The sequence below is a fragment of the Bacillota bacterium genome (genome assembly GCA_024653485.1).
Lineage (GTDB): Bacteria > Bacillota > SHA-98 > UBA4971 > UBA4971 > UBA6256.
Genome location: JANLFY010000002.1, coordinates 255,575 through 279,747 on the forward strand (window position 1 = coordinate 255,575; position 24,173 = coordinate 279,747).

Annotated in this window: 17 protein-coding genes and 1 CRISPR repeat array; of the genes, 8 read left to right on the plus strand and 9 right to left on the minus strand. The window is 59.9% G+C overall.

Annotated elements, in window-relative coordinates:
* Positions 1-40 precede the first annotated feature (40 nt).
* The 8 genes from NUW12_02640 to csx2 all read right to left on the minus strand — a co-directional run bounded on the left by NUW12_02640 (position 41) and on the right by csx2 (position 11,525).
* Complete coding sequence (locus NUW12_02640) at positions 41-982, minus strand: hypothetical protein (GenBank protein ID MCR4401671.1); 942 nt, start codon at positions 980-982, stop codon at positions 41-43.
* A 61-nt stretch (positions 983-1,043) separates the two neighbouring features.
* Positions 1,044-2,168, minus strand: coding sequence for a putative CRISPR-associated protein (locus tag NUW12_02645; protein ID MCR4401672.1), 1,125 nt, complete (start codon positions 2,166-2,168; stop codon positions 1,044-1,046).
* A 115-nt stretch (positions 2,169-2,283) separates the two neighbouring features.
* Complete coding sequence (gene cmr6, locus NUW12_02650; GenBank protein ID MCR4401673.1) at positions 2,284-3,411, minus strand: type III-B CRISPR module RAMP protein Cmr6; 1,128 nt, start codon at positions 3,409-3,411, stop codon at positions 2,284-2,286.
* A gap of 179 nt (positions 3,412-3,590) precedes the next feature.
* Positions 3,591-3,974: a type III-B CRISPR module-associated protein Cmr5 gene (gene cmr5, locus NUW12_02655; protein ID MCR4401674.1), complete on the minus strand. Its 384-nt coding sequence runs from the start codon at positions 3,972-3,974 to the stop codon at positions 3,591-3,593.
* Between the two features lie 5 nt (positions 3,975-3,979).
* Positions 3,980-4,978, minus strand: a complete 999-nt coding sequence (gene cmr4 / locus NUW12_02660) for a type III-B CRISPR module RAMP protein Cmr4 (protein ID MCR4401675.1) — start codon at positions 4,976-4,978, stop codon at positions 3,980-3,982.
* A gap of 1,513 nt (positions 4,979-6,491) precedes the next feature.
* Positions 6,492-8,153: a type III-B CRISPR-associated protein Cas10/Cmr2 gene (cas10, locus tag NUW12_02665; protein MCR4401676.1), complete on the minus strand. Its 1,662-nt coding sequence runs from the start codon at positions 8,151-8,153 to the stop codon at positions 6,492-6,494.
* 257 nt (positions 8,154-8,410) lie between these two features.
* On the minus strand, positions 8,411-9,637 hold the full coding sequence (locus NUW12_02670) for a hypothetical protein (GenBank protein MCR4401677.1): 1,227 nt from the start codon (positions 9,635-9,637) through the stop codon (positions 8,411-8,413).
* Between the two features lie 31 nt (positions 9,638-9,668).
* Positions 9,669-11,525, minus strand: coding sequence for a TIGR02221 family CRISPR-associated protein (gene csx2, locus NUW12_02675; GenBank protein ID MCR4401678.1), 1,857 nt, complete (start codon positions 11,523-11,525; stop codon positions 9,669-9,671).
* 1,020 nt (positions 11,526-12,545) lie between these two features.
* Between csx2 and cas6 the strand changes: the two genes are divergently transcribed.
* On the plus strand, positions 12,546-13,424 hold the full coding sequence (gene cas6, locus NUW12_02680; GenBank protein ID MCR4401679.1) for a CRISPR system precrRNA processing endoribonuclease RAMP protein Cas6: 879 nt from the start codon (positions 12,546-12,548) through the stop codon (positions 13,422-13,424).
* 253 nt (positions 13,425-13,677) lie between these two features.
* Positions 13,678-14,775: a CRISPR direct-repeat array (repeat unit 37 nt; unit sequence GTAGCAACTCCGTCTAATTCCCATCGGGAATTGAAAC).
* A gap of 621 nt (positions 14,776-15,396) precedes the next feature.
* Here cas6 and NUW12_02685 read toward each other — a convergent pair.
* The gene (locus NUW12_02685) at positions 15,397-15,525 is read right to left on the minus strand and encodes a hypothetical protein (GenBank protein MCR4401680.1); all 129 of its coding nucleotides are present in this window, start codon (positions 15,523-15,525) and stop codon (positions 15,397-15,399) included.
* A 238-nt stretch (positions 15,526-15,763) separates the two neighbouring features.
* On the opposite strand from NUW12_02685, the gene cas1 reads away from it, so the two are divergent.
* From cas1 to NUW12_02720, 7 genes are all read left to right on the plus strand, one after another.
* Complete coding sequence (cas1, locus tag NUW12_02690) at positions 15,764-17,767, plus strand: CRISPR-associated endonuclease Cas1 (protein ID MCR4401681.1); 2,004 nt, start codon at positions 15,764-15,766, stop codon at positions 17,765-17,767.
* A gap of 120 nt (positions 17,768-17,887) precedes the next feature.
* Positions 17,888-18,181: a CRISPR-associated endonuclease Cas2 gene (cas2, locus tag NUW12_02695; protein MCR4401682.1), complete on the plus strand. Its 294-nt coding sequence runs from the start codon at positions 17,888-17,890 to the stop codon at positions 18,179-18,181.
* A gap of 142 nt (positions 18,182-18,323) precedes the next feature.
* Positions 18,324-19,214, plus strand: a complete 891-nt coding sequence (locus NUW12_02700) for a hypothetical protein (GenBank protein MCR4401683.1) — start codon at positions 18,324-18,326, stop codon at positions 19,212-19,214.
* Positions 19,215-19,301: 87 nt separating this feature from the next.
* Complete coding sequence (locus NUW12_02705; protein ID MCR4401684.1) at positions 19,302-20,195, plus strand: hypothetical protein; 894 nt, start codon at positions 19,302-19,304, stop codon at positions 20,193-20,195.
* A gap of 476 nt (positions 20,196-20,671) precedes the next feature.
* The gene (locus tag NUW12_02710; protein ID MCR4401685.1) at positions 20,672-22,081 is read left to right on the plus strand and encodes a WYL domain-containing protein; all 1,410 of its coding nucleotides are present in this window, start codon (positions 20,672-20,674) and stop codon (positions 22,079-22,081) included.
* A 47-nt stretch (positions 22,082-22,128) separates the two neighbouring features.
* The gene (locus NUW12_02715) at positions 22,129-23,352 is read left to right on the plus strand and encodes a WYL domain-containing protein (GenBank protein MCR4401686.1); all 1,224 of its coding nucleotides are present in this window, start codon (positions 22,129-22,131) and stop codon (positions 23,350-23,352) included.
* Positions 23,336-24,055 carry a hypothetical protein gene (locus NUW12_02720; GenBank protein ID MCR4401687.1) on the plus strand — a complete coding sequence of 240 codons (720 nt, stop codon included), beginning with the start codon at positions 23,336-23,338 and terminating at the stop codon, positions 24,053-24,055. The genes NUW12_02715 and NUW12_02720 overlap by 17 nt, the downstream gene beginning before the upstream one ends.
* The last annotated feature ends 118 nt before the right edge of the window (positions 24,056-24,173 follow it).

The window sequence follows — 24,173 nt, forward strand, 5'->3', positions numbered from 1 at the left end:
TACTCTCGGATTGATTCTCTTGCACGGTGCAAGGGCTTGTCTACCTGAGGAAATACCAGTAAGCCAGCCCGGCGGCGCTGAGAAGCACACCGATCATTATCGTGAGCGTCCAGCTCAGCTTCCTGGACATGCGCTGTCCAAGCGCCAACGTTTCCACAATGAGGGTGTGGTCTGAGCTGAGATCACTCCTCATATCCCGAACAAGTCTGAGTAAAAGGGAGTGATCGTCCGTCTCCTGTTGCGTCGAGCGTTGAAGCTGGCCTGAAAGGTCCACGAAGGCTTTCGACAAAGCAGCAGTCAGAGCCTCGAGTGTTGTCATCCTGCCCACAAGTGGCTGGATGTTCGTGGCGATGAGACCAGTTACTGACTCCTCGACTGCATTAGCTGTACCTGTAATTGTGTCACGGAGAGCGTTCAAGGAGCTCACCGCTGTTTGCAGGCACTTGCCTTGCTCGTCGATGTGCTTCGCCATCTCATCAAGCCTCGTGCGAACGGTCTCAGACGCGCCGACCGATGCTTCCACGCCCGTGCTGATCATTTCATAAAGACTACTCATACGCGCCTCAAGTCGGGCAACGAGATCCGTCAAGCTCGTGAGATGGTGCGCTACGTCAGGAACCCGGCTGGAGATCTCAGCGACAGTCCTTGTGCTTTCTGTCTGTATCTTCCGGAAAGTCTCTGTCAGCAACTGGTGTTCGCTTGCAACCTCCGCGCTTGCCTCCTTCAGAGCCTCTGCGCATTCTGCCATCTGCCGGAGGGAGGCCGCCACGTCTGTATCGGCCATCAGGGCTTCTATGTTCTTCGAGCCTGTCTCGACCGCCCCGGACACACGTGTCAACGCTGCGTCCAATCTCTGGACAATTCCGAGCAGGACGGGCTTAATGGATGTATCGACGACCGATGCTCCGATTTCCCTTACGAGCCTGTCGAACTCCTCCATGAGTACCTGTTCTTCACTCAAGACGCTGTCAGGACGTGCCAAGTAGACCACCTCTCCCATGCCTAGCAACGTATCGTGTCGGTCAAGCCTAGATTGTAGCATCTTATCTGCGCTTCGGACCGAAGCGCTGGTTCAGATCGGCGATCGCAGCCTCCTTCTGCCCGGTCCTGGTTGCGGTTGTCAGCACGCGGAACCTGACATGCCAGTTGCCTTCGGAGTACACGCCCTCGATCTCGTCGCGGGACATCCGGAACGAGGTTATAGCAGGGGCACCTTGATGCCAGTAGGTGTCGAAGACAGATGTCACATATGGCACGTCGTGCACCTTGCGAAAGAAGCTCAGTATCCTCTCCCTTGCACCTCCCCAGTCATGGTCGCTGAGCCTCACCTTGTGCTTCGAGCCGGGGGCAGCAGGAGACGGAAGCAGGCGCTCCCCCTCCTCGGCGAACCGGGCTTTGAAGGTCTCGTGGAACACCTCGCCGGCGGGTGATAACTCTATGAGGTAACCGCGTGCGCCGGAGGTGCGTTCTATCAGGGGTTCGATACGCTCGTCGATTTCCTCGCCAAGTTCGTCCTGACGGACCGGGGCGTCAGCGTCGGACAGGACCGTGAAAGCGGCGCTGTGGCGCATCCACAGAGACATGTCGAACGCGACAGGCATTGGCGGCACGGAGATGATCTCGTTGAACTTCTCGTGCTTGTAGTACACGTCAATGCCTTTCGCTTGTCCGAACAGAACGGCGATGGCGATTTGCGCCTTGTAGCCCCCGGTGGCGTCGATGGCGACGTTGTGTCCGCCGACCTCCTGGACACATCGCGCGATCTCCTTGACGAGGTTGCGAAGCCCGGTGGTGCGAAAGACCTTGGGCCGGTCGTCCTGAAGGCCGTGCACTTCGCGGGCGTACGCGGCCCACGGAGGCGAGAAGTACGCCTGCAAGACTTTCGCCACGGCGCGGCCCTGTTCGGTTGCGGAATGCAGTAGAAATAGAGTGCCGGGCTTCACCCATCCAAGACGGAGCAGGCTGGCCACGGAATTGATCTCCGCGCCGCACAGCTTATCTTCTGGGTCGAACGCGCGCAGCGACTGCCCAACCTTATGCCAATCCCCTGCCTTGTACGCGTTGACGAGCCGCGACGACTTCTCATCGCCAGGTTGGAGGTTGTCGAGGTTGCGGAGCAAGCTCGTCCCTACGGTCGATATAAGGTGTACCGCCGGAGACCCGGGCATAGTTGCAGATGTCCTCCTTTCACCGGAATCAACGGCTGTATGTGGGCACTCAAGACGGCACTTGCCCGCCGCCAAACATCGTTATTGGCGGCCGCCTCAACCTGTGCCCGCGCAGTCACGGCTTGCCAGCTCTTGCCAGAATCTCCGTTACCCTAGCGACGCGCCGATATTTCTTCTTGTGTTTTTCCGAATCTCGATCCTTGTGCTTGGTCCACTCTGCCCATTCGCCGGTCGTATTCCAGTACTCGTAGAGACGCATTGCAACCCTGACCTGCTCGTCTTCAGACAAGCCATCCAGGGACTGGAACAGCTTGATCGCTTCATCATGGTTGAGTTCGGACGCCGACGGGGCCGGTCGGGCATGGCCTTCTCCTTCGTTCGCTCTTTTCGTCCTTTCCGGTGCCTGTGCCGTTTCCCCTGGCTGTTCTGGTCTTGGTGCACCGCACGCGATGTCCTCAACTCTGGTTAGGTCCCTGAACAACCCATAGCCTACTCCAGTCTTGGCGCCTATACCGAGGAAGGTGAGCGCGCCAATGAGGAGATTCTCGGCATCACTCAGATCCCTGGGATCGGCGTAGCCATGTCGACCCAACACGGCAAACCGGAATCTGACTCCTCTGGGAACGACCAGGAACTTCACAGGAGAAGGCGCCCACACGTCGGCCGGCGGTTCTCCTTCCCGATAGTACGGGCCGAAGTGTGGGTTTACGATGTCTAGCTCCAGACGACACGGTGACACCGGCAGAACGTCCAATACCACCAGACGGCCCACTCCGTGTTGCTCCTGGTCTCCAAACAGCTCGAGCGCACGCTCTTCTCCCAGCATCCCGTAGCCTCCGCGACTCTCTCTCGCATAGGCTGAGAGAAGCCCTTTGAGTGATGAGCCGGGTAGATATGGAACACCAAGAGTCCGGTGCCAAATGAAACCCGTCTCGAGAGGATGGTGACTGCCGAGTCCGCTCACAAGTCGCTCGGCGGTGGCTCCTTCCAGCATAATTCCTCCTACCCTGGCCACAAGAGTCTCAACACGCCTCCAGTAAGCTTCCAGGAGACTTGCGTCCGCCTGATGATGCTGGAAGAATCTCAGAAAACCATCGCGCGTTCCGGCTTTAGGCCGCGAATCGTATTCAGGAGGCCAGACATCAACGAACTTCTCGTAAACCAGGCCCAGGTTAGGCGTGGGTTGGTTGCCTGCCAGGCTCTGCAAGGTGGCGTTTTCCCCCAGGTACAACGGAAGGGCCATGTTATTTTCCCTCCAGTCTCAGTCCAGTTGGGCAACGCTGGAATCGGGCCAGATCGGTGCGTTGCTTCATCATGATGCGGTGGATGATGACACCCCTGACCCAGTGCGCACTCGGGGTCTACAGGTGCTTATCTACCTTTGAGAGGTGACCACGGACCACCCCGGTGTCTCTTGGCAGCCTATGTAACGTAAGCGTCAGTCAGCTTCTTAAGCCAGTTACACAGGGCAATCGTCTCTTCGTATGCCCTGAGGTATGCAGCGCGATCTCCAGTCACAAGAGCCTGCAGGATACTCCCGTCGCTCGGGGGTTCGTACAGCCTCCGTTTATCGACTAGCCACGTCTTCAGATCATTTATGACCTGGCGGGCTGCCGGACCATCGTCTGCCTTGCGAGAGTCGCTCATAATCTGCGCCAGCGCCTGTCCGAGGCCGTTTACCTGAACCATGGCCGGCAGGCTGTGCACGTAGATCTTGTACTTCTTCGACAAGTCCGGATTGCCCCTAACTCGGTTGACACACGTGAGAGCGTACTCGGCCCTCTTTTGCTCAAGCAACTGCGGCATGCTGTTCACCTCACTCTGACCAGGCACCAGCCCTGGCCTAAAGTCTCGTTGCCCCCGACCTGAAGATACCCATCGGCCAACACTTCTCTCACGTAACGCATGGCTTCTGCCGCGCTGCCAAATGGCGCGCCGGCCTGACCTGCATTGCGCGGCGTATTTGCAAATAGTAGACTGCAGAGGATCGTCTCGGGCGGCAAGGTCTCTTCATACCATAGATTTCCGCCGTCTCCCGTGGTGGTCTTTCGGCTGTTCAGGGCGATCCGGGCGGAGACCTGTGTTCCGAAGCGGACGAGGTGTGTGAAGTCGTCATCAGAAACCACAGCAAAGTCTCTCGTGAACTTGTCCACGAACGTCTGTCCGATGCCCTCCGGTAGCAGGTTCGTGGCAATATACCTGGCGATTCTCCCGACGCCATCATCGGTTTCCACGTTGAAGTTCAATTCCTCCAACATCAATTGGCCGCTGACCAGGCATCCCTGGGGCACTCGCGCAGTCTCACTTTGCGGCGCGGGGATGTGCCAACCAGGTCGCTCGCCGATTGCCACAAGGTCACGCTCAAGACGTGCTAGCGCAATAGGTGATGTGACCCAAAAGAACGTGCGGGTGAGCGATCGCACCGGCATGGCCAGAATCTTCGCGTCCCCGACTGCGATGCAGCTCGCATAGTCATCGCTGGCTCGTGGCTCGGGGCCGAAAACAGCGCTTACTCGAGCGCGTCCGGCACGTAGTCTCTGTAGTCTCTCTTGAGCTCCCGACCTCTCTTGATCATGCCCGTGTGAAGCTGGGGCGGTGCCACTATCGTCGCCCTCGCCAACATCGCTAAGGTCGACATCTTCTAAGATTCCCTCCAGCGCTTCGGCCTTGTCTCGCAGACTTCCTTTGATCCCGCTACCGGCGATGTAAGGAAACTGGGTGTTCACCTCGCGCTGGATGGGCAGATCTACAACACCTGTAGCAGATCCGGCACCGGGATGAAGATAGGTCTGCGCATAGAGGATAAGCATGTGTTTCTCCAGCATTTGGCGTCCTCCTTTCTAATGCTCCGCCCTGAATCTAATGCTTCGCCCTGAAGGTGTGCACGCGCCGTCGCCAGGGTCTAAAGCTCGGGCGGGCGACCTGCACCGGGCCATCGATCCCCCAGATCTTTACCACCCACAACCAACCATTACGTGGCCATAGCCAGCCTTTGTCTGCAGGCCGATCTTATGGTCATGAAGACCCTCTACCACCTGTCGGCCTTTACAGCCAGGATCGGTGCTCTCCAAGAAGTACACGCTTCCAGCGGGCACATACGCGGCCGTGGGCTTCGGCTGCCTTCTTGCCATATCCCACCCGCCAAGCAGGACCGGCTTTCCGATACACGCCGAGACCAGTCGCACGGGAATACCACAAAGAGTGCCTGACCAGCCTCGGGGGTCAATGCCATCCGGGATCCACCCTTCCTTGAAGCGAGCAGGTTGTAGCAAGACAAGCCGGAATCTGAGCACGCCATGTTGGGTGCGCTGAGAATCCAGGGTGTTTGCGATCTGTGACATCGCACCTTCCGGTAGCCCATCTGGTGGACGTGAACCCTCATGCGAAGAAGGATGTATCTCAAGGTAGCTCAGCCGCGATTCCCCGCCGAGTCGGACAACCGGTGGAAGGTTGAGCGGGACCCCTTTTTGGTGCTCAGATGTTTTGGTGTCAAGCAAGATATCCGGAATGTTCGCAACGCGCTCGGCCAGAACGTACCTATCGGCAAGCCGCACGTGGCAGGTCACATAGAGCATACCCTCTTCCACCGTATGTGTCCTCGACTTCCGACCGATGCCTACACGCGTCTCCTCTAGTACAGGCGTATGCTGGGATGCGGATCCGGGACGGAAGTCGAGAAGACTCTCTGGTTGGGGGGTCTCGCCCAACAGATATCTGTAGAAATCGTGTGCCGAGAGGAAACTCTGCTCTGGGACAGAGACGTTCTCATAGCCTTCAGGCGCGGTGGGAAGGTGCTGATAGCCGAGATCAGTGGCCACAGCGCGTGACGAGGGCGTCAGTCGCACCATTTCGTTTGGGCCGGATGCGCCCGTCCCTTTTCGGTGGGCGCTGGCCACGTCAAGAGGGGTAGGATAGAGCAAGTCGTACGCCCTGGATGTGGCCTCGGTCCGGACCGCCACGAACGGTCCGCGCAGGGAGAGTTCCATGCTTTCGGGGTCATCGGCGGCACCCACGGAGCGAGTGACCAGACACTGATCCCACGGACAGTCGCAGACACTGCACCGACCGCGGGCGAAGGCATCGAAATCTGCACCATGCGCTTGAAGGAAAATGCCTCGGATAGCTCCTTGCATAGTTGCCGGGTTTGGAGGGAAGTGCGACCGCTGCGTTCCCACCTCTCCAGCGTTGAACGGCTGGCCCGTGCCAAAGAAGAGGCTATCCCGAGGGGCAAATAGCCACAGCGCCTCCGCTTTCCCATGCGTGGCCACGTGGTTCCTATTCCCTGGAGACTTACATACTTCCATAGCGTGTGCACTCATATGCCTATGAGACCTCCCGCCTTCCGCTCAGGAATCGAGCAATGATGGGGCCATCCATGTTAAGACGCATCGTACTGCCCGGCACTGCAGCGACGGCAAGGAGACGTCGCGCTTGTTGCTCGGCCCGCTGCCGCTTCGCTTCAGGTGTGGTTCCCTCGGGCCATGGCAGCAGACGGTTACGAAGGTACTCGCTGGCAACGAACTGCACAAGCGAGTGTTCATCGTTACACGAGGGCGCGAGACCTCGTTCCGGCACGAACGCATCGAGTAGGTTCTTCAGTGCATAAAGCAGGCTTGTAGATATGTCCTCGCGTCGAATGTCGTCGGCAAGGCTGTATATCTCGTCGACCCACTCTATGATCGACCCGTCTTGTTTTTCTTCCTCCCATTTCTTTGCCATGACTGCTGAGCTTCCGCTATGTTTCATCAAGAGGATGGCGAAGGCATTGCGTCCGGCATGAGCCTTGGCCATGTCATCCAGTACGCGGTGCGCTGCGGCAATGACATCTCGGAGCGGCTCGCGCATATCAGCGAAGACTATTCCTGCCGAGATGGTCGCGTGGCTTACGCCAATCTGCCGGAAACAGTCGCGGTACGCCTTGCGGATCCTGTCTGCCGCTCTCATGGCCTGCATGGCCGGGAAGAAAGCAAGTACGTCGTCGCCCCCAACGTACACGGGCCGTCCATGGTGCTCGTCTACAATGTCATGCACAGCACTGCCGAAGTTGGCAAGTGCAAGAGAGAGTTGTGAGGGGTCTTTGACGGATCGCACAATGGCGCCCATGTGGTCTCCGTCCATGGCTAGCAAGGCGTAGACTGGAATGGGACCTTTTCCGAGTGTTCGTTTCAACTCACGAACGGCCTTCGTGATTTCCGGGCGCAAGGACTCCTTCTTCAGCGGCAGCCCCTTACTGCTCCGTTCCTGGGTGAACCGCCCAGATTGCCCCACTAGTTCGTCTATGTAGTACAGGTTGCCGTCGCATTCGAACGGGCGCTCGTCTGGGTGGCAAGCGGGGCACTGGACCCCAGCCTGGTCAGCTATGGTCAGCAGGCGTTCCCACGCGTCCCGGAGTTTACATCCCTTCGGCTGTGACGGTGACGATGCGCTTGCACTGCGGATCGCCTCAAGCACGCTTTGTACCCACTCCGTCGCTGCTATCGTAGGAGTTGACGCAAAGTGCGTCAGTGGCCGGAGGCCGTGCCCGAGCGTTTCAGGCAAGAGCGGGTAGATGCGTTTGATCGTACAGACTGCGCACAGGCGCTCCCCTTCCTGAAACAGCACTCCGCGGTCGGCATCGTTCGCATGCTCAGCGATACCTTCCCAGAAGGCTCTGACCTCACCGTAGCGTCCGCCGCGGCTTTTCGACAGCGCAGAGCGTTCGCCGCATTGTGAACAGCGCGACCCCGGGTCTTCAAATCCATTGAAGACTCGCCAATTCTTGCGTCGGTCCAGGTCGACTGGATCATCTGATATGACCCACGAGATTTCCCACTGACGCTCGACTTGTATGTTCCATTGGTGATGCAGGTCGGGTGTCCCCCATTGAGGAATGTGCAAGCCCGAAAGGAAGGACCAGACTCCACCAGCAAGCCGTCCCCACGCGCGTTGGAGCCCTTCCCTAGCTGCGTCGGCCGCTGCCTTTAATTCTTCCTCCGGTCCGTCCATTCGAAAGCGGTTGGGTAGCGTCCCAAATCTGGACGCCTGGTCACGCTCAGACGGGGAAGATCGCCCCTGTATGGTCCGCAGCAGAAGGTCGTTTTCGGACGGGGTTATTAGCTGCGAGGCCTGTACATTGTCTAGCGCTGCGGCAATCGCCGAGCCCGCGAGGTAGGACAGGAGATAGGAGCCAGCCCAAAAGTCCCGCGTGGTCCGGGCCTGAGCTACAAAGCCCTGTACTGGCCCAAAAGTAAGCAGAAGCGAACTCACAACACCACCTCCCGGCCTCCGGTGGCTTGCCGGAAGTTGTCCAGAAAGTCATGGATGGGGGTGTAGTCGAGCGGAGGCCTCGGCGCAGTAGGGGCCGGTACGGTTACAGGCTGCCTGCACCTCGTCGTCCCGACCTTGAGGCGGATGTTAGGGGGCAAGAACCGGGCGGGAAAAAGGGTCACTACGGGTACATAGGATGGCTGCCTTCCTGCTAACTCTTCGATGTGGATGAAGAGAGGGCTGGCACGCCGATTCACGCTATTATCGGGGCTCGATGCGTCAATCTGGACGGAGCTCTTGTCATGACTGAAGAAATAGTTGTGCGGCAGCCCAAAAACGACCCGCTTGGGGGCGGTGCTTATTCTTCCTGTATGGGCGAAGTCATGCACCAGGTCATGATCTCCGCGATACCTGGGCGACTTACATCGGTAGGTTCTGTGAAGCTGTAACGCGCGTCCGACATCGTGCAATGCCTGGGCCCACGACGGCCTGGGTGAACCCAAAACGATGCGGGTCTTGGCCGATAGAGCTGTATATTCTGTTCCTTCGGGCGGCAATTGTGGGCAGAGCCTTGAGATTGTCGAGCGGAGGTGCTCCCGTAGTTCATCGACGCTCGAAGCCTGGCGCGGAAACCGAAAGCTCAAAGCAGATGTGTCTCCCTCCATGTCGAGCCACACCACCGAGCCTAGTCCTCGCCGGCTACGCGAGCCCATTCCACCCAAATGGCACAGCAGCCACAGGGATCCTAGCACCGCCTCGATGTCCTTATCCTGGTTGGAGCCAGCGCCCGGTTTGAAGCAGAAAACCAGTTCTGCGTCGCCCATGAGCGCTGAACTGCGCGCCTTCCCTTTGTCAATCGGTCCGTACGCAAGGTAACTGAGCGGCTGGCCCGGCTTTCCGATAACGTCTTCTAGTCTTGAGGTGATGATCACTTGGTCGGGGTACCGACCGGTACGCAAGAGGAATACGCCCTGCCCCTCCTCCCCGTCCACCCCTCCGAAGATCCGAGCTTCCTCTGTGCGGAGGTCAGCGTCGTCCGCCAGCCCCCCACTATCTACCGAACGCTTGGGCCGTGCCCATAGGAGGTAATGGGAGGCGCGATACCAGTACCTGAGCAAACCTTTGATGCTAGATAGCCGCCACTCCGAGACTTCCTGGCTGGCCCCGCCCATGAACAGAGGGGTCACCACGCGGAGCTTGACTCGGATGATTCTCGCCGGCATGTTTCACCCACCTTTATTGAGGTTTGGTCTCTTATGCTTGCTTCCTTGCCTCATCCTCTTCCCCCGGGTTCTTGTTGGCTTTCCGGTCTTCGTCTGATACCATCTCCTCACATTCCACACACTCGTCCACGGCCGCTATCGTCTGGGGCTCACTGAGGGTAACCATCTCTCCCAGCACGAACGGGTCCTGCTGCTGGTCGTCGTGGGATCTCCGATCCACAACGGCTATCTTCTGCACGGGGACCCCAAGGCGGTATGCCGAATCTGCGAGTGCGTTTGCGCACCACCATAGGACCGTGGTGCCTCCCGTGACATTGCAGACAATGCGCTCGGAATATGGCGCAACGACACTCCATCGAGGATCCTTGTCAATCTTCCGCCATTCTAGGTAGCCTGCATAGGGGTCAGCCATGATAAACACATGATTGGGTTCGCTGCCCCCGAGTTCCACCGGCAGGAGGTCAAGTCTGTCGGCTGCCTGAAGCGCTTCGCGCAGGCCTGGTAGAGCACGCTCCGACGTAAGCACGAATAGGATCTCCGGTTCAACACGCAAGATCGCTGTGTACAGCTGCCCCGGGCTGGTTCCCAGGGGAGTCAATAGCATCCGACCGCACTTCAGCGGACGTCTCAATCTCCAAAAGCTGTCGTCCTGCCAGTGCTTCATTATCTGGCGTAACGTCTTTCCAGCAGCTCCGCTGCTTCCTTTGACCGTGGCTCTCGTGAATCCGCAGTGGGCAATCGCGTTGCGAGCTTTCGCCAGCGTAGCCCACAATGAGTCAAGGGTCGAAGAATCAGTCGGAGAGGCTGAAAGGCCGGACGCTCGAGAGCTGTCAGAGGCGGGAGGGCCACTGACCATACCCTTGGTACGGCGCCTGCGGAGCGCATTGATAGCCCATTCGTAACGGTCACGTGTACGGAGATCGAGCCAGTCAACCTCCTGATGGCTGAGCATGACTCGGTTGACAACCCACTCGCGCATTAGCCTAAGGGCATTGTCCACCTGCCCATGTTCAACATACCATCTAATCATGCCAAGCTCCCTTTCGAGCTCGGATAGGCTCAACCCTACCTGGGTCTTGTGAGACACCCCCGGATATATCGCAAAGTTCTCGAGCTCTTTAGCAAGCGGGCGGAGAGCTTCTGCGCCTACCTTCAGGAACGAGCGCAACTGCTCGGCAGGGACTTTCTCCAGGGCAGTCAATGCTGCCTCTGCATTGAGCCCAGCCTCGAGGGGAAGGCCCGAAGAGAGGCTCTTATCCAGCTGTGCTAACTGCCCCGCGAAATGGCGCAGTTCTCTGGCGGTTTGGCGTCCGTGCCTGGCCTCACTGCAAATCCTCCCAGCTAACCGGTGAATGTCGCCGGCCTCCTGTAAATCGCGCAGTGCGTGGTACCAGTCGTTTAGTTGTATAAGAGAGGTTAGATTGAGAACGGGGGCTTCAGGTTTCCCTTGTTCGAAGGCGGCGTAATAGACTTCCACATCTACCTGTTTCAAGCTGGTTAGGAAACCAATTGCACTAAAGTAGGTAAAGGGAAGATGGCGAAACGAATTGGTTATGTCCAGGTAAACCTTGTCACACGGGCTTATGCAGTTAATGATGGTATCTAGGACCTGCTGGATCTCCTCTTCCGTTCGGCCATCCGGGATAAGGACGAGGTTGCTGTCGCTTAACGAAAGACCGATCTCAGACGCACACTGGCACAGCGTCGGAAACGTTTCCTCGTACGCACGTTTTGTAGCCAACACTAGTACTACGTCTGGTCGCTTTGCTTGATATAAGGCTAACGACGAAAAACGGGTTTGGTAAAGGCCATTACCGATGCGATACTGGGTTTGGTTGTACCCTCCGATTCCGATTGAGAAAAGGAGAACATCGCTCAAGAGCGCCACCTCCAGAGAAGTCCTCCCGTGCGGTGCTGCATGCCAGTGCACCTACTGTTCCGCACGAGCAAGGCCATTGCCCATTCAGTGAGACATTCTGGGTGGTATAGTAGATGGGCATTCCTCCTTTACGTGAATCATACTTCACGACCGCGACATCAACTCGCCGTAGCGACATCGCTGGTGTGTCAGGAGTCCCTATGGGCGTCAGAGCCAGTAGCCCACCGCTTGAACCATTCCGTCCGGGAGGCCCCAACCGGGAATCTTCAAGCAGCAGCGTGTGCACCAAGACCCGTAGCCCACACTTCATTTCGTTCCCGTGCGGCCCGTCCAAGCCTCTCAGCTAGGCCGCTGATGGCCATGTAGCCATCCGTCCCTTGATCAGAAGAGGGCAACTGACTCTAGCTAGACTCTGGTAGCCCGGTCGAGCCCGGTCCTCGGAAACGTCCATTACACGAAAGGAGGCTGACAGGTGCAGCACTGGCTCAACAGCCTTGACCAACAGTGCTTGTGGAGTCGTGTGGTAGGTAGGACGAGAATCGCTGTGTATCATCGTGCGAGTAGTCTTGCGATATGACGCAGGCGCCCACCGGCATAAAGAACGCTGCGTTCAAGTGGAGTCGATTCGTGTCACCTGTATGCTTTGGACGGCTTCCTCGGGCCTCCCGAGAAATAGACGGCACGATTCGTTTCGACAATACAGCGACAATTCCTGCTATGCAGAGGATGTCCTGGGCATGATTGCTGGGCCTCGGGTTGCTACTGGAGCTGGCACTTGCAGCAACCCGCCGTCCCCGTACAAGAAGCAATGTGTTGAAGTCACGGGCGAATGGTTGGGTGGATCGTGCAGGTTATGGAGAAATGGTGTCGAACACAACATCTCAGTCCCGTCACTTTTACTCTGTCCCGATTGGTCTTGGTTCCCAACGCGGGCCCTTGCGGGCTACTGAACTGAGGCTCATTTGTCAGGTCATGTCTGGTGTGAGATACTGCGTGAAGGCTGACCATTAGTTTGCGGGGCATAACAGGATGCTTGCATGCTTTGAGTTTTCGATGCGGTGCGTGAGGTTCGGGGTTTTCCCAGGCCCAGGCGGAGAGCAGTTGCACGGGCTCGTTTTCGACCTCCTTCGTGAGGTCGACGCAGGGTGGGCGGGTGAATTGCACGCGTTCCACATCAAGCCGTTCAGCATAGACTGGCTACGGTGCTTGGCTGATGGGGATGCGAGCACCGCAGGAGAAGCGTCGAACTTGTCCGGGGAGGTAAGGGATGGCAACCAGGTACGGCGTATAGGGCTCGGGACAGACACGCTCGTGGAGGGCAGGGACTACTGCTTCCATGTCTTCTCGCTTTCCTACCCCATGTACCGTGCGCTCCAGGAAATCACGCGACGATGGTCCGGCCGCGCGGTGCAGATTGGGATGGCACGCTTCGACGGAACGACAGCCTGCGAGAATACTCGTCTCACCACCGACTACGCCCGCCTGATGAAGCTTGCCGCTGACGCAATCGAGAGGTGGAACCGCAGGATCGCGTTCTCGTTTGTCACCCCGACCAGCTTTCGCCGACGCGGCGAGCAAGTGCTCTTTCCCTTACCTGAGCTGGTGCTGGGAAGTCTCCTTACCCGGTGGAACGCCCTCGCGCCGGAGCCGTGGCCGCGGGACCTTGTAAGGGAAGCGGACCTCCAGTCGAGCATGTTTGTTACCCGCTATCGGTTACGTACCGAGGCGGTCAGGTTCGCTGAGTTCATGTTGCTCGGTTTCGTCGGAGACGTATCCTACACCGTCAGACCGGGTGTGCCAGCAGAGTTGCTGTGGGCACTTGCTACGCTTAGTCGCTACTCTTTCTATGCTGGTATCGGGTACCGGACTACCATGGGGATGGGCAGGGCACGGGGCGGACCGCAATGAACGATCAAGAAGTCGAAATCTGAGAGGGAGGAAATCCTTGCTCGGTGGCGAAAGACAGAATACGTGAAGGAGGGACCGCGAACATCGTGCAATGGCAAGAAACCCTGGGGATGCGCGATCAGGCAGATCCGCAGCTAGACAGGAAAATGGACCCTGCGGACGAGACAGGATCTGGTAACACGTCTTCAGGGATCGAGGGATGTGCGATCTTCGTGTCTAGACCCCGCGCCACGAGCGGCTTCCGGGGCCTGGGGTAGCAACTCCGTCTAATTCCCATCGGGAATTGAAACTTCCCGCAGCCCGGGCGCGGGAGGTAAACCTCCTTCCACGTAGCAACTCCGTCTAATTCCCATCGGGAATTGAAACGTCCCTGAAGACAGAAAAGGAGAACTGAAACACTTTGTGTAGCAACTCCGTCTAATTCCCATCGGGAATTGAAACACGGTTAGCGCGCTCGGTGTTGCCGGTTCCTCGATATGGTAGCAACTCCGTCTAATTCCCATCGGGAATTGAAACTACTGCTTGTTCGCGCCGGCCTTCTCTGCCGCCCTGTAGCAACTCCGTCTAATTCCCATCGGGAATTGAAACATAGCAGTGGAGTCCACATACCGTGTCCCAAGGTTCCGAGTAGCAACTCCGTCTAATTCCCATCGGGAATTGAAACGTGTTACCGGCTATACACCTTTGCCTCCTTGGTAATATGGGGTAGCAACTCCGTCTAATTCCCATCGGGAATTGAAACATGGGAAGTAGGGGAGGCTGTAATATATGCCGCGACCTGGTAGCAACTCCGTCTAATTCCCATCGGGAATTGAAACTTAGGACCTTCCTCGAGAAGGAGCTGTGTCGTCATCTTGACGTAGCAACTCCGTCTAATTCCCATCGGGAATTGAAACCATCCACGGGCTTGACTACCTTGAGGCCCCTGAGTCCGTAGCAACTCCGTCTAATTCCCATCGGGAATTGAAACCCTTTCCCCAGGCCAGGAGCAGCGCTGCCCGGACATCAGGTGTAGCAACTCCGTCTAATTCCCATCGGGAATTGAAACGACACGGCAACGGTGCCGACGAGGACTCCGATGGCCGTAGCAACTCCGTCTAATTCCCATCGGGAATTGAAACAGAGAGCCTCCTTCCGTGCGCAGGCAGCCGCCTTTGCGGGTAGCAACTCCGTCTAATTCCCATCGGGAATTGAAACTGCTGCCGATGTCCCGCAGCTCCCATGATGACCGACCGAGCGGTAGCAACTCCGTCTAATTCCCATCGGGAATTGAAACGCATAGCCCCCAGCTTGTCGGGACGGTGCCCGGTGAAGGTAACAACTCCGTCTGATTCCCGTCAGGAATTGAGACTTTCTGCCTGAGACCAGGTCCTTCCTGATGTCGAGCTGGTACCAACCCCGTGCAATTCCCATAGAGAGTCTGTGCCTGTCTCCGACAACGGCTCCGCAAGAGACGGCTGTCGCTCCACATGGTGGGTTTTTCGGGTTATCGACTACACCCCGGAACACAACACGTTGCTTGGCTATTGTCCCGCCCCGGCCCCGGCCCCGGCCAGGGTTACGGCCGCGCATTCGCATCGATGTCGCCTCTCCTTCCCTCCGCTATGTCGCTCCCGTATGCTAGCATCGACTCGGGCTGCAGAGTGCCCGGCAGCATCGCTGCGCACCGACCGTGGCTGATCTGGCGTGGAGTTGAGGTGGCGATTGTGATGCGACGGAGACGCACACTTGAGTCGACACAATTGAAGGCAGGAAGGCGCACAGGCGGGCGAGCCGCGGCTACGTCCGCAAGCCGGAAGTCGCCGTTCGTCACGCCAGAGACAGAGGCTAGCCGTGCGGGTGCGTTCGTACCAGGGTCGATCGGCTACGCGCTGGTCTCCGCCGCAGTAAACGCGGTCCTTGACCGACTCGGTTTGCCCGCAGGTGTAACTCAGGCGAACAATGTCCCAGCAGCCCAGCGCCCCGATGAGCTTCAGGCTGAGTCAACCGCGATCACGGGTGCGACAGGTAGCAAGCCTTCGCGTCGGGCTTCGTCCAAGGGGCGGTCGCCCGCTTCCCACACTACCTCTACCTCGTCGTCCGTCTCTGGTACCTCGCCCATCGTCGATCCCTCCGAAATCGCCGACATTCTGGGCGACATAGAGCGCGAATGCGAACCTGGCGGGGAAGGGGATGGTGAAGGGCAGGGGGAGGGGGTGCACGAGGGGGAGACCAAAGGGGACGGACGAGGCAAGCAGCGCCTTGTAGTGGAACTGGACTCGGACGGCTCAGGCGAACGTCCTACAGAAGCACATGCAGTGCCAAGCGAGTCACGGTGTGACGGAGTGACAAGGGACAGAGTGACAAGACACAAGGCTGTGAAGCCGCAAAGCGCTGACGACAACGAGGAAGACACTTCTGACTACCTGCCGATCTCGGCCGTTGCCGAGCTAGTCTACTGTCCGCGCAGCTTTTACTATCGCATGGTTCAGGGCGCTGTGGACGAGAATGCTGCTCTCATCGAAGGCAGGTTACAGGAGGAGAAGCGCGCTGGGCGTCGCCAGGTGCTTGCCGAAGGCCGAACCCAGGTGCGCTCGGTCCGCCTGGTGTCAAGGCGCCTTGGCCTTGTGGGGATAGCGGATGCTGTTGACGAGGGCGATCGCATCGCTCCTGTGGAGTTCAAGAAGGGGAACATGGGTCACCACCTTTCGCATGACATTCAGGTGTGCCTTCAAGCCATGGCACTGGAGGAAATGCATGATATCGTGGTGCCAATCGGCTATGTCTACTATGCCGGGTCGCGCACGCGCCGCGAGGTGATCATCGATGACGACCTTCGTGCCCTGGCCATCCGTGCTGTCGAAGACGCACGCCGCATCCTTGAGAGCAGAGAGATACCGCTTCCGGCACCGGGCGCCCGCTGCGACGGATGCAGCCTGAGAGATCGGTGCCTGCCTCTTGAAACGTCGCATCTGAGTCGGCGGTCCAGGTTACCGGATACCCCATCGCCGGACCATGCGGATCATCACCTAGCGGATCGCCTGGATGACGTCGCCCGCTCGGCGACCCTGGCTCATCCCGTCCCCTCAGGGAATCTCGGTAGAATCCTCTACATAGATGTCCCAGGCGCGCACCTTCGCTGCGACGGTCAGCGGTTTGCGGTCTGCGCAGGAGACAAGGTCCTGAGAGAAGTCCCAGCGATCAACGTAGACGAGATTCTCATGTGTGGCCGTGTGAACTGGACTGCGCCCGCCATGCACCTCGCGTTGAGCCGGGGTGTGCCCATTACCATCATGACCAGAACCGGGCGCCTTCTGGGCCGAACGGTTCCGCCTCTCTCGAAGAACGGTGCTCTGCGGTATGCGCAATACCAGCACCTCAGCAATGACCGCGTTCAACTTGCTCTTGCGCGCCAGATCGTTGCGGCGAAGATTGCCAACATGAGAACCGTCCTGATGCGCTACAGGCGGTCGATGGTCGGCAGGTCACCTATTGCTCCGGACGCACCGCATGAAGGGGAAGCCACTGCGCGGACGGTCCTCGGGGTGCCCCGTATACCCCTGAAGACCGATGCGGAGACCAAGGACGGGCCCCACGCCGTAGCCCGAGCTGAGTCGTTCACGGCAGGTGCCGATAAGGCCGTGTCCGCAACATCAGCATTCACGCAGGCATCAATACCTGTGGCCGCGCTGCTTGCAGACGTTGATCAATGCATAGACAGGCTGCGCAACGCCAGTTCCGATGCCGAGGCGGCAGAGTCCCTGGATAGTCTTCGCGGCGTCGAAGGCAACGCTGCCCGTGTTTACTTTCACGGCCTGGCGGCGTTTCTCCGGCCGCCCCATCAGCCCAATCAGCAAGACGACCGCAAGCTTCCCGTGTCGGACGCGGTCAGGGCCTTCACGTTCACCTGCCGGAACCGCCGCCCGCCGCGGGATCCGGTCAATGCCATGCTCAGCTTCGGCTACGCAATGCTCTGTAACACGGTCCTGTGTTCCATCGATGCGGTTGGGCTCGACCCTTACATCGGGTTCTATCACATCGCGAAGTATGCGCGGCCCAGTCTCGCCCTCGACCTGATGGAGGAGTTCCGTGCATGCCTCGTGGATACACTCGTTCTAACCCTTGTCAATAAGGGGATGGTGACGGGCGAGGATTTCGACGTCGACCAAGGAGCGTGCTATCTTGCTCGACGTGGCCGTGCAATCTTCGTCGCTGCATACCAGGCACGGATGCAGCAGGAGATCACGCACCCCATCTTCGACTATCGCGTTTCGTACCGTCGCATAATCGAGCTTCAGGCAAGACTACTGGCGAAGCACGTATCCGGCGAACTTGAACGGTACTACCCCTTCCTTGTCAGATAGTTCGCCTACGGCGGCATCATGGCGCGCAGCGGCGGGTCGCCATCGCCGCCACACGACATGTCATCGGGTGAGGACGTAACCACGCCATTCCCAAGGTTGGGTTGAGAGGGGCTGGGGTTCATGGAAGGACCGGCATTGTACATCATCAGCTACGATGTCCGCGACGACAAGCGGCGAAGGCGCGTCCACAAGACCCTCGAAGCCTATGGCTATCCGGTGCAGTTCAGCGTCTTTGAAGCACAGCTGCGTCCGTCAGAGCTCGTTCGGCTGCAATTCGAGCTTACCGGCAAGCTGGCCGCCGAGGACAGTCTCATCTACTATCCGCTCTGCGAACGGTGCCGCGAGAAGGTCAAGCGAGTGGGCAACACCTTTGACCCATTTGCTGCAGCGGCTCGCATGGTTGTCGCGGACTGATCGCGGCGACATGGTAACATGGTAACGTAACACGGCCGTGTGCAGGAGGTAGAGGTGAGACGGCCGGCACCACCACCGTCACGGCAGGATACCGTCGCGCGATACCATGATGTGAGGACGCTGGGGGGCGGGGGGAAGAATTGTGTTCATCGCCAATCTGAACCATATGGACGCACGCGGGTTGCGCCCGATTGCTGCCACCCTCAGGGTACTGAAGCCGGCGCAACTCGTTCGCCTAAGCGCTGAGGCGGCGCTTTCGCGCAGCGGTGGCGGCGGTGCGGCTGCTAGCTTCAATGCGGCGCTCGCGCGCGAGATAGTAGACGTGGAAAAAAGCCTGTGTGCGGTCGGGGATCGTGAGCTACGTACCCTCATTCGTGAGGAGATCGCCGTTCGCAGCGGCCTTGGGCGCGCGTTCGCGACTGGGCGCGAGGATGCCCTCCTTGCCCGGGCGGCCCTTATGAAGGCCGCGCCGCTCTATGGCGTGCGCCATGCAGACCGCCTCCCCGTCGAGACCCTGGAGCGTCTCGTATATGAGGGCTTTGTCCGCGAGATGGTCAACCGTCTCACCACCAGCCTCGCAAACCAGCACCCGAACGACGCAGCTGGGCTCGAGGACGCCATAGAGCGGCGGCTTCTTGCGCTCTCGAAGGCCGAACGGCGCGCCATTCAGGAAGATCTCGGCCTGCAGGAACTCACCGGACGCACTCTGCGTGCCTTTGTCGCCCGTGGAGGCCTCGCCACCTTGCTCCTAGGCGGTGCCACGGCCGCTGGATTCGGAGTGTACCTGGCGGCTACCACTGTTGCGCACGCCCTCTTCACGACGGTCCTGGGAGTAACGTTGCCGTTCGTTGCATACACGACCCTGACCGGGGGGCTGGCCTTTCTGCTGTGCCCTTTGGGCGCGCTCGCTGTTGTCGGCGGGCTCGGCGCCCTGGGATACTGGCGACTCAGGTGCTCCCTTGGCCAGCGGGTGCTGGCGTGGCTCATCGTCATCCTCGTTGAGGAAGGTGCGCGGCCCCCTCAAAGAGCCTGAGCCGGGAGGTCTCGCGCCAGGGCGAGCCGGTCGAGCCAACCGCGTTGGAAGAGTCACACAAGACAGGAGCTGGAGGAGGAGAGGTCAATGGATAGCCAGGAGAGAAGGCTCATCATCGAAGCGGAGGCGGCGCGGGCCCGTCTGCCGGCGCAGCTATTTGTCGACAGAAGCTTTCGAGACGTTGCGCTGAGGCAGGTCGCTGCCGGAGCACAGCAAGTGCAGGCGGCGTTGACGTGCGCAGGTTCATATGTTGCAAGCAGGCGACAGGGACTGCGACTGGCACTGGGACAGAGACAGGCCGAGCTAGGCTCCGGCCGCCGCAGCCCGTCCGTGCAGCCGTGCTGGGATCTTACGTACCTCGCGGCCGATCCGTCCAGCCTTTCCCGGGTGCAGGCGCAGTGGGCCGAGTGGCAGCAGCGCTTCCGAGACGTGGGACAGGCAACGCTCATCGTGCCAGCCGGCCTCGTCGGCCTCGCCCAGGGCATCGTCATGCCAGACCTGGACATCAGTCTTGTGGGGATCGGCGCCCATAGGTTCTTTCTCTTTCACAGCGGCCTCGTGGTGTGGGGCCTAGAGCAGCTATATCTCCGATACTACCGACAGATGGAACTTGATGCCCCCAGCGGCCCGCCCATGGCCGGCCAGCCCATCGCCGCTTATCGCAGCCACGCTCGTCGGGTGCTCATGAAGGTTGCGGGAGGGCTCCTGGGCGCAGCGGCGGTCGGCGTAGGGATCCACCTGGTCGTGGATGTCTTCCAACCCAAGGCCGTCATCTTCCCAGTGATCGGCTCGCTCCTTGACGGAACGCTGGTGGACGACAACATTTGGCTCCTGGGCAATGCGCTGTGGTGCTTCCGGATTGCGCACGACGTGTTCGCCCTCGTTCTTGCGGACGACCTCGACCGGGCGTTCGCGTGGGCCCGTCGGCACCTCGTCAGCGCCTTGTTTTCCGGCTACCGGGCCTCACCTTCAGGGCGGTGAAGGAGTGACATCGCAGGCTAGCTCTCCTCCCGCCCCCCATCGCTGCCCTCTCATAAGTCCGGCCACGGAACCTGAAGGTATCCCTCGTCATATGTCGAATCTCCGTACGGGGTAGCCGCGGGTTGCATCGTCCGATGACTGCCTCATGCCCAATAGAACGAGCGCGAAGCGACGGTGAATAGGCAATGGCCGATAGTGTCGAACGCGCCGACACCGGCTCATACCAGGGGGGAGCCGGCAAGGGGAGAGCTCTCAGTACGAGAAGCGCGGGTCGTACGCCGAAAGACGCACAGGCCGATGGTATGCCCCCCGATCCCGCCCACGACTCATTCCGCAGCACCGTACCTCGGCCCGAAGAACCGGTCCTTTCGTCGCTGGACGAAGAGTGTGAGTGGTTTCTCCGGAGTGGAAGGCGGCCGGATACGGCTGCTCTTGCCGTAAAGTACGGGGTGAGCCAGCGGACGGCGCAGCGCCGCGTGAAGGCTGCCAGAAAGCGCATTGGGAACGCAATCAGCATCAGACCAGCTGTCTCAGGCCGGGACCTGCGCCCGGCGTCTTCTTTGGGGTGTCGCGCTGCAGGAGCCGAAAGGCTGGCGGGTTACTACCGCTCCGACGCTGACGATCAGGCCAGCCGCGCCACAGACAAGGTCTGGCGGGCCGTAACCTACATGTGTCGTGTCTGGGTCCGCGGCGTCGTGAGCAGAGAAGAGCTCATTAGTCTGGGTCTCAGAACGAGGAGAGACCGGGGTGGCACGCTCTCCCGGCGCACCATCGAACGCGACCTGAACTGGCTCGTGCGGGAGGGTATTCTTGAGGAGTCCGGGGAGGACGCGGACCAGACTTACTACAGGCTGGGCCCGCGCATCGCGTCTGATTCCGGCCTGTCATGCGAGGAACTGGCGCGTCTTCTGGGGTACCTCGAAGTCAGGATGCAAACGAGCCCGCACCGCACGTTCCTGCGATCGGCATATGCCAGGATCGATTGGAACTCGGCGCTTCGCCGCGACCGGAGCATGTACGACAAGCTGGTGTCCATGGTGGAGGCCCAATCCGAGTACTGCATCATTCAGGGACGGCTGCCCCAAATGGACGTTCAGGAGACGAAGCTCTTGCGAGACGTGGAGACCGCCATCCGGGAGAGACGCAAGTTGTCCTTTGTATACGAGCCTCGGAGGAGGCAGAGCATGGTGAGGTGGGAGCCGCCGGACACGCCTGGCGGGCTGGAGCCGGGGCCCGACCCCGCCGCCAACGACAACGGCAACGGCAACGCCCCCGCCAACGCCGACGCCGGGGCCGATGCCGGAGAACCCGAGATCGTGTCCCCGCTCGGCATCATCTACTACTGGGTGCTCGATGCGTGGTACCTCGTGTCCGTAGCGGACTCCGAGAGCAGGTGGATGCGGCGTGCCCTCCCGCTTCCGTCGTGCGGCGAGGGGCCCCACAGGAACCTGCAGCTATGGAGGCTCGACCGCATAAAATCTCTCTCGGTCACTGACATCCCGTTTACTTACCCGCAGGACTTTGACCTCCACGCGTTGTTTGCCGACAGGTGGGGGCTCCAGGGCGGCGACAGGATGCACGTACGCGTGCGCTTCTACAATGACTTCAACGTGGTGAGCCGGATGCGCGCTGAGACAGCGCACCGCCGAAACAGGGTTCTACGCGAGGAGCCCGATGGAACCTGGATCTACGAGGACGACATCGTTGGGTTCGACGACTTTCGGATGTGGCTGCGGAGCTTCGGGGCTTCGGCCGAAGTGCTCGGGCCGGAGCGTCTGCGGGCGGCCATGCGCGAGAGCGCGCTGAAGATGCTTGAGCGGTATAGCGCACCTGGCGGCGCTGGCGCCGGGCGGTCCGAGGCGGACGAAGCCGGGGCCGGAGGCTGACAGAGCGCCTGATAGAGCGGCTGACAGGGCGGAAGGGGAGAGCCAGGGTGTCACGGGTGAGGACGGAAGCTCCTGAGCTACGAGCCATCGAACGACTCGGCCGGGTTCTCTTTCTCTTGAGCAAACACGGGGACGGGCTTACCATCGCCGAGCTTGCCAGGCAGTGCGAGGTTTCGGAGGAGGTTATCTGCCGCGATCTCGCAAAGCTGGAGGAATGGCTGGTCCCCCTCTACCGTCCCGATGGTGAGGACGACGACGCCATCGCCTCAGCCAGTGCCCGGCCCTTGCAGCATATGTGGTCTCCCGCGGCGCGATGGGCCCTGACCCCGGGCGGTGAGGTGCCCCTTGTGCCGCCGCTTAGGTTCACGCCCGAGGAAGCTAGGGCCTTTCTGGAGGCGTGTGAGGGGACCAGGGACCCCGTGGTGAAGGCCGCGCTGGAGCGGGTACGGCACGCGTTCTTTCCCATTGGCTCCGAGGCCGGCGAGGATGGGGGGCAAGCGCCGGGCGAGAGGACGGACGTGGGACGGTATCGCCTCGTCAAGGGGCTGCGTTCGTTCTACCCGACCCCCGAGATCGAGAGATTCACAAGGGCCTTCGAGGACGCGGCGAAGACTTGCCGACACGTGAGAGTAGTCTACCACCCGAGGCGCACCAGCATAGGACGCGCTGTCGCGAACGTGACCGGCACAGGCACGGAGGCCGGAACTCGAACATTTGCGCCTGCGCGGCCCTCCGTGACTGTGGTGGTCGAACCACTTTGCGTGGTGTTCGAGAACTACAAGGGCAATTGGTACCTCGTCGGGCGTTATCTTGCAGAGCGCTCCGAGTCCCTAGGGGCCTGCGTGGACAGGCAGGTGGTGACGCTGGCGAGTGAGCGCGTCTCTGCGCTCGAGACGCTCCAGACCACGTTCAAACGTCTGACGTTCAGGATGACGGAGTACTTCTCGCCTGCTTGGGGAGTCCGTGCAGATGACGAACCTGTTTCGGTCAAGGTGAGGTTCTACGACGAATTCAACGTGATCGAGAAAGTCGAGAACCGCATGGCCTCGCGTCCCGAAGCGCGGCTGGAGAAGGAGACCGAGAGCACTTATCTGTACACTGACGTCATCGCTGGCCTCGACGAGTTCAGGCGATGGCTGCGGTCATTCGGCAGCTCCGCAGAGGTTCTAGAGCCACTCGAGCTGCGGAACGCCATGAGGCAGACGGCAGAGGCCATGCTTTCCCTCTATGACGGTCGCGGCCGGCCATGGGATCATGTTGAGGATTCGTAACTGCGGTGTCGTTCCTGCGGTGTCGTGTCGCAATTGTGGTGTATTCTTCGGTTGCAGGGTCATCTGCGCATCTGCGGGCGGCGCCGGGCCCAGCTTCAGGGCCGACCTCGGCGATGGTTCCGAATGGCTCAACCAGAGACTCTTTGTAGAAGGGAGGGGCGGCCACCGCCAAAGTCCTATGAACGCACGCTTGCGGAGGCTGGCTGCAGACTACGAGAGAATCCGCGACAGCTTCACCGGCCACCCGTACATCGAGGTGAAGCCGGTGTCCGGCAATCCTCCCGAACGATACGAGGTGACCTACCGCGTTCCTGGTCTCAGGCCAGAAGGACTCTTGCGCCGGCCGGTTCGCGCAAACCTCCACAGAGTGGAGATCTACCTCGGGGCGGACTATCCTCGCGGGAAGCCGATGTGTAAGGTGCTAACGCCCATATTCCACCCGAATTTCGGCTCGTGGGTCTGCATCGGCGACCACTGGGCGGCCGGTGAGACCCTGGTCGATGTCATAGTGAAGATAGGGAATATGATCCAATACCGTGACTACAACCCGCGCAGCGCGCTGAACCTGCAGGCTGCCCAATGGGCCGTGGCCAACCGGCACCGCCTTCCCATCGGGAAGCTGGACCTCTACCCGAGAGAGCCTGATATCAGCTTTAACCCCGTGCGCGATGGCGACTCTGACGTTGACATAGTGCTGAGGTGAAACGAGATGTGCGCGCGCGAGCTTGGGCTCGACGAGTGCGCGGAGCTCCTTGACCGGAAAGCCACCCGTGTTCGCGAGGCCATCCGCGGCAACTCGTCGTCTTCACCGCCCTCACCGT

Coding starts and splice junctions, on each gene's coding strand:
- NUW12_02670 (MCR4401677.1), bottom strand. CDS start 9,637: ATGCCGGCGAGAATCATCCGAGTCAAGCTCCGCGTGGTGACCCCTCTG.
- cmr4 (MCR4401675.1), bottom strand. CDS start 4,978: ATGCTTATCCTCTATGCGCAGACCTATCTTCATCCCGGTGCCGGATCT.
- cmr5 (MCR4401674.1), bottom strand. CDS start 3,974: ATGCCGCAGTTGCTTGAGCAAAAGAGGGCCGAGTACGCTCTCACGTGT.
- cmr6 (MCR4401673.1), bottom strand. CDS start 3,411: ATGGCCCTTCCGTTGTACCTGGGGGAAAACGCCACCTTGCAGAGCCTG.
- NUW12_02720 (MCR4401687.1), top strand. CDS start 23,336: ATGTTGAGGATTCGTAACTGCGGTGTCGTTCCTGCGGTGTCGTGTCGC.
- cas2 (MCR4401682.1), top strand. CDS start 17,888: ATGGAAGGACCGGCATTGTACATCATCAGCTACGATGTCCGCGACGAC.
- NUW12_02685 (MCR4401680.1), bottom strand. CDS start 15,525: ATGGGCGAGGTACCAGAGACGGACGACGAGGTAGAGGTAGTGTGGGAA.
- cas10 (MCR4401676.1), bottom strand. CDS start 8,153: ATGGACGGACCGGAGGAAGAATTAAAGGCAGCGGCCGACGCAGCTAGG.
- cas6 (MCR4401679.1), top strand. CDS start 12,546: ATGCTTGCATGCTTTGAGTTTTCGATGCGGTGCGTGAGGTTCGGGGTT.
- NUW12_02645 (MCR4401672.1), bottom strand. CDS start 2,168: ATGCCCGGGTCTCCGGCGGTACACCTTATATCGACCGTAGGGACGAGC.
- NUW12_02705 (MCR4401684.1), top strand. CDS start 19,302: ATGGATAGCCAGGAGAGAAGGCTCATCATCGAAGCGGAGGCGGCGCGG.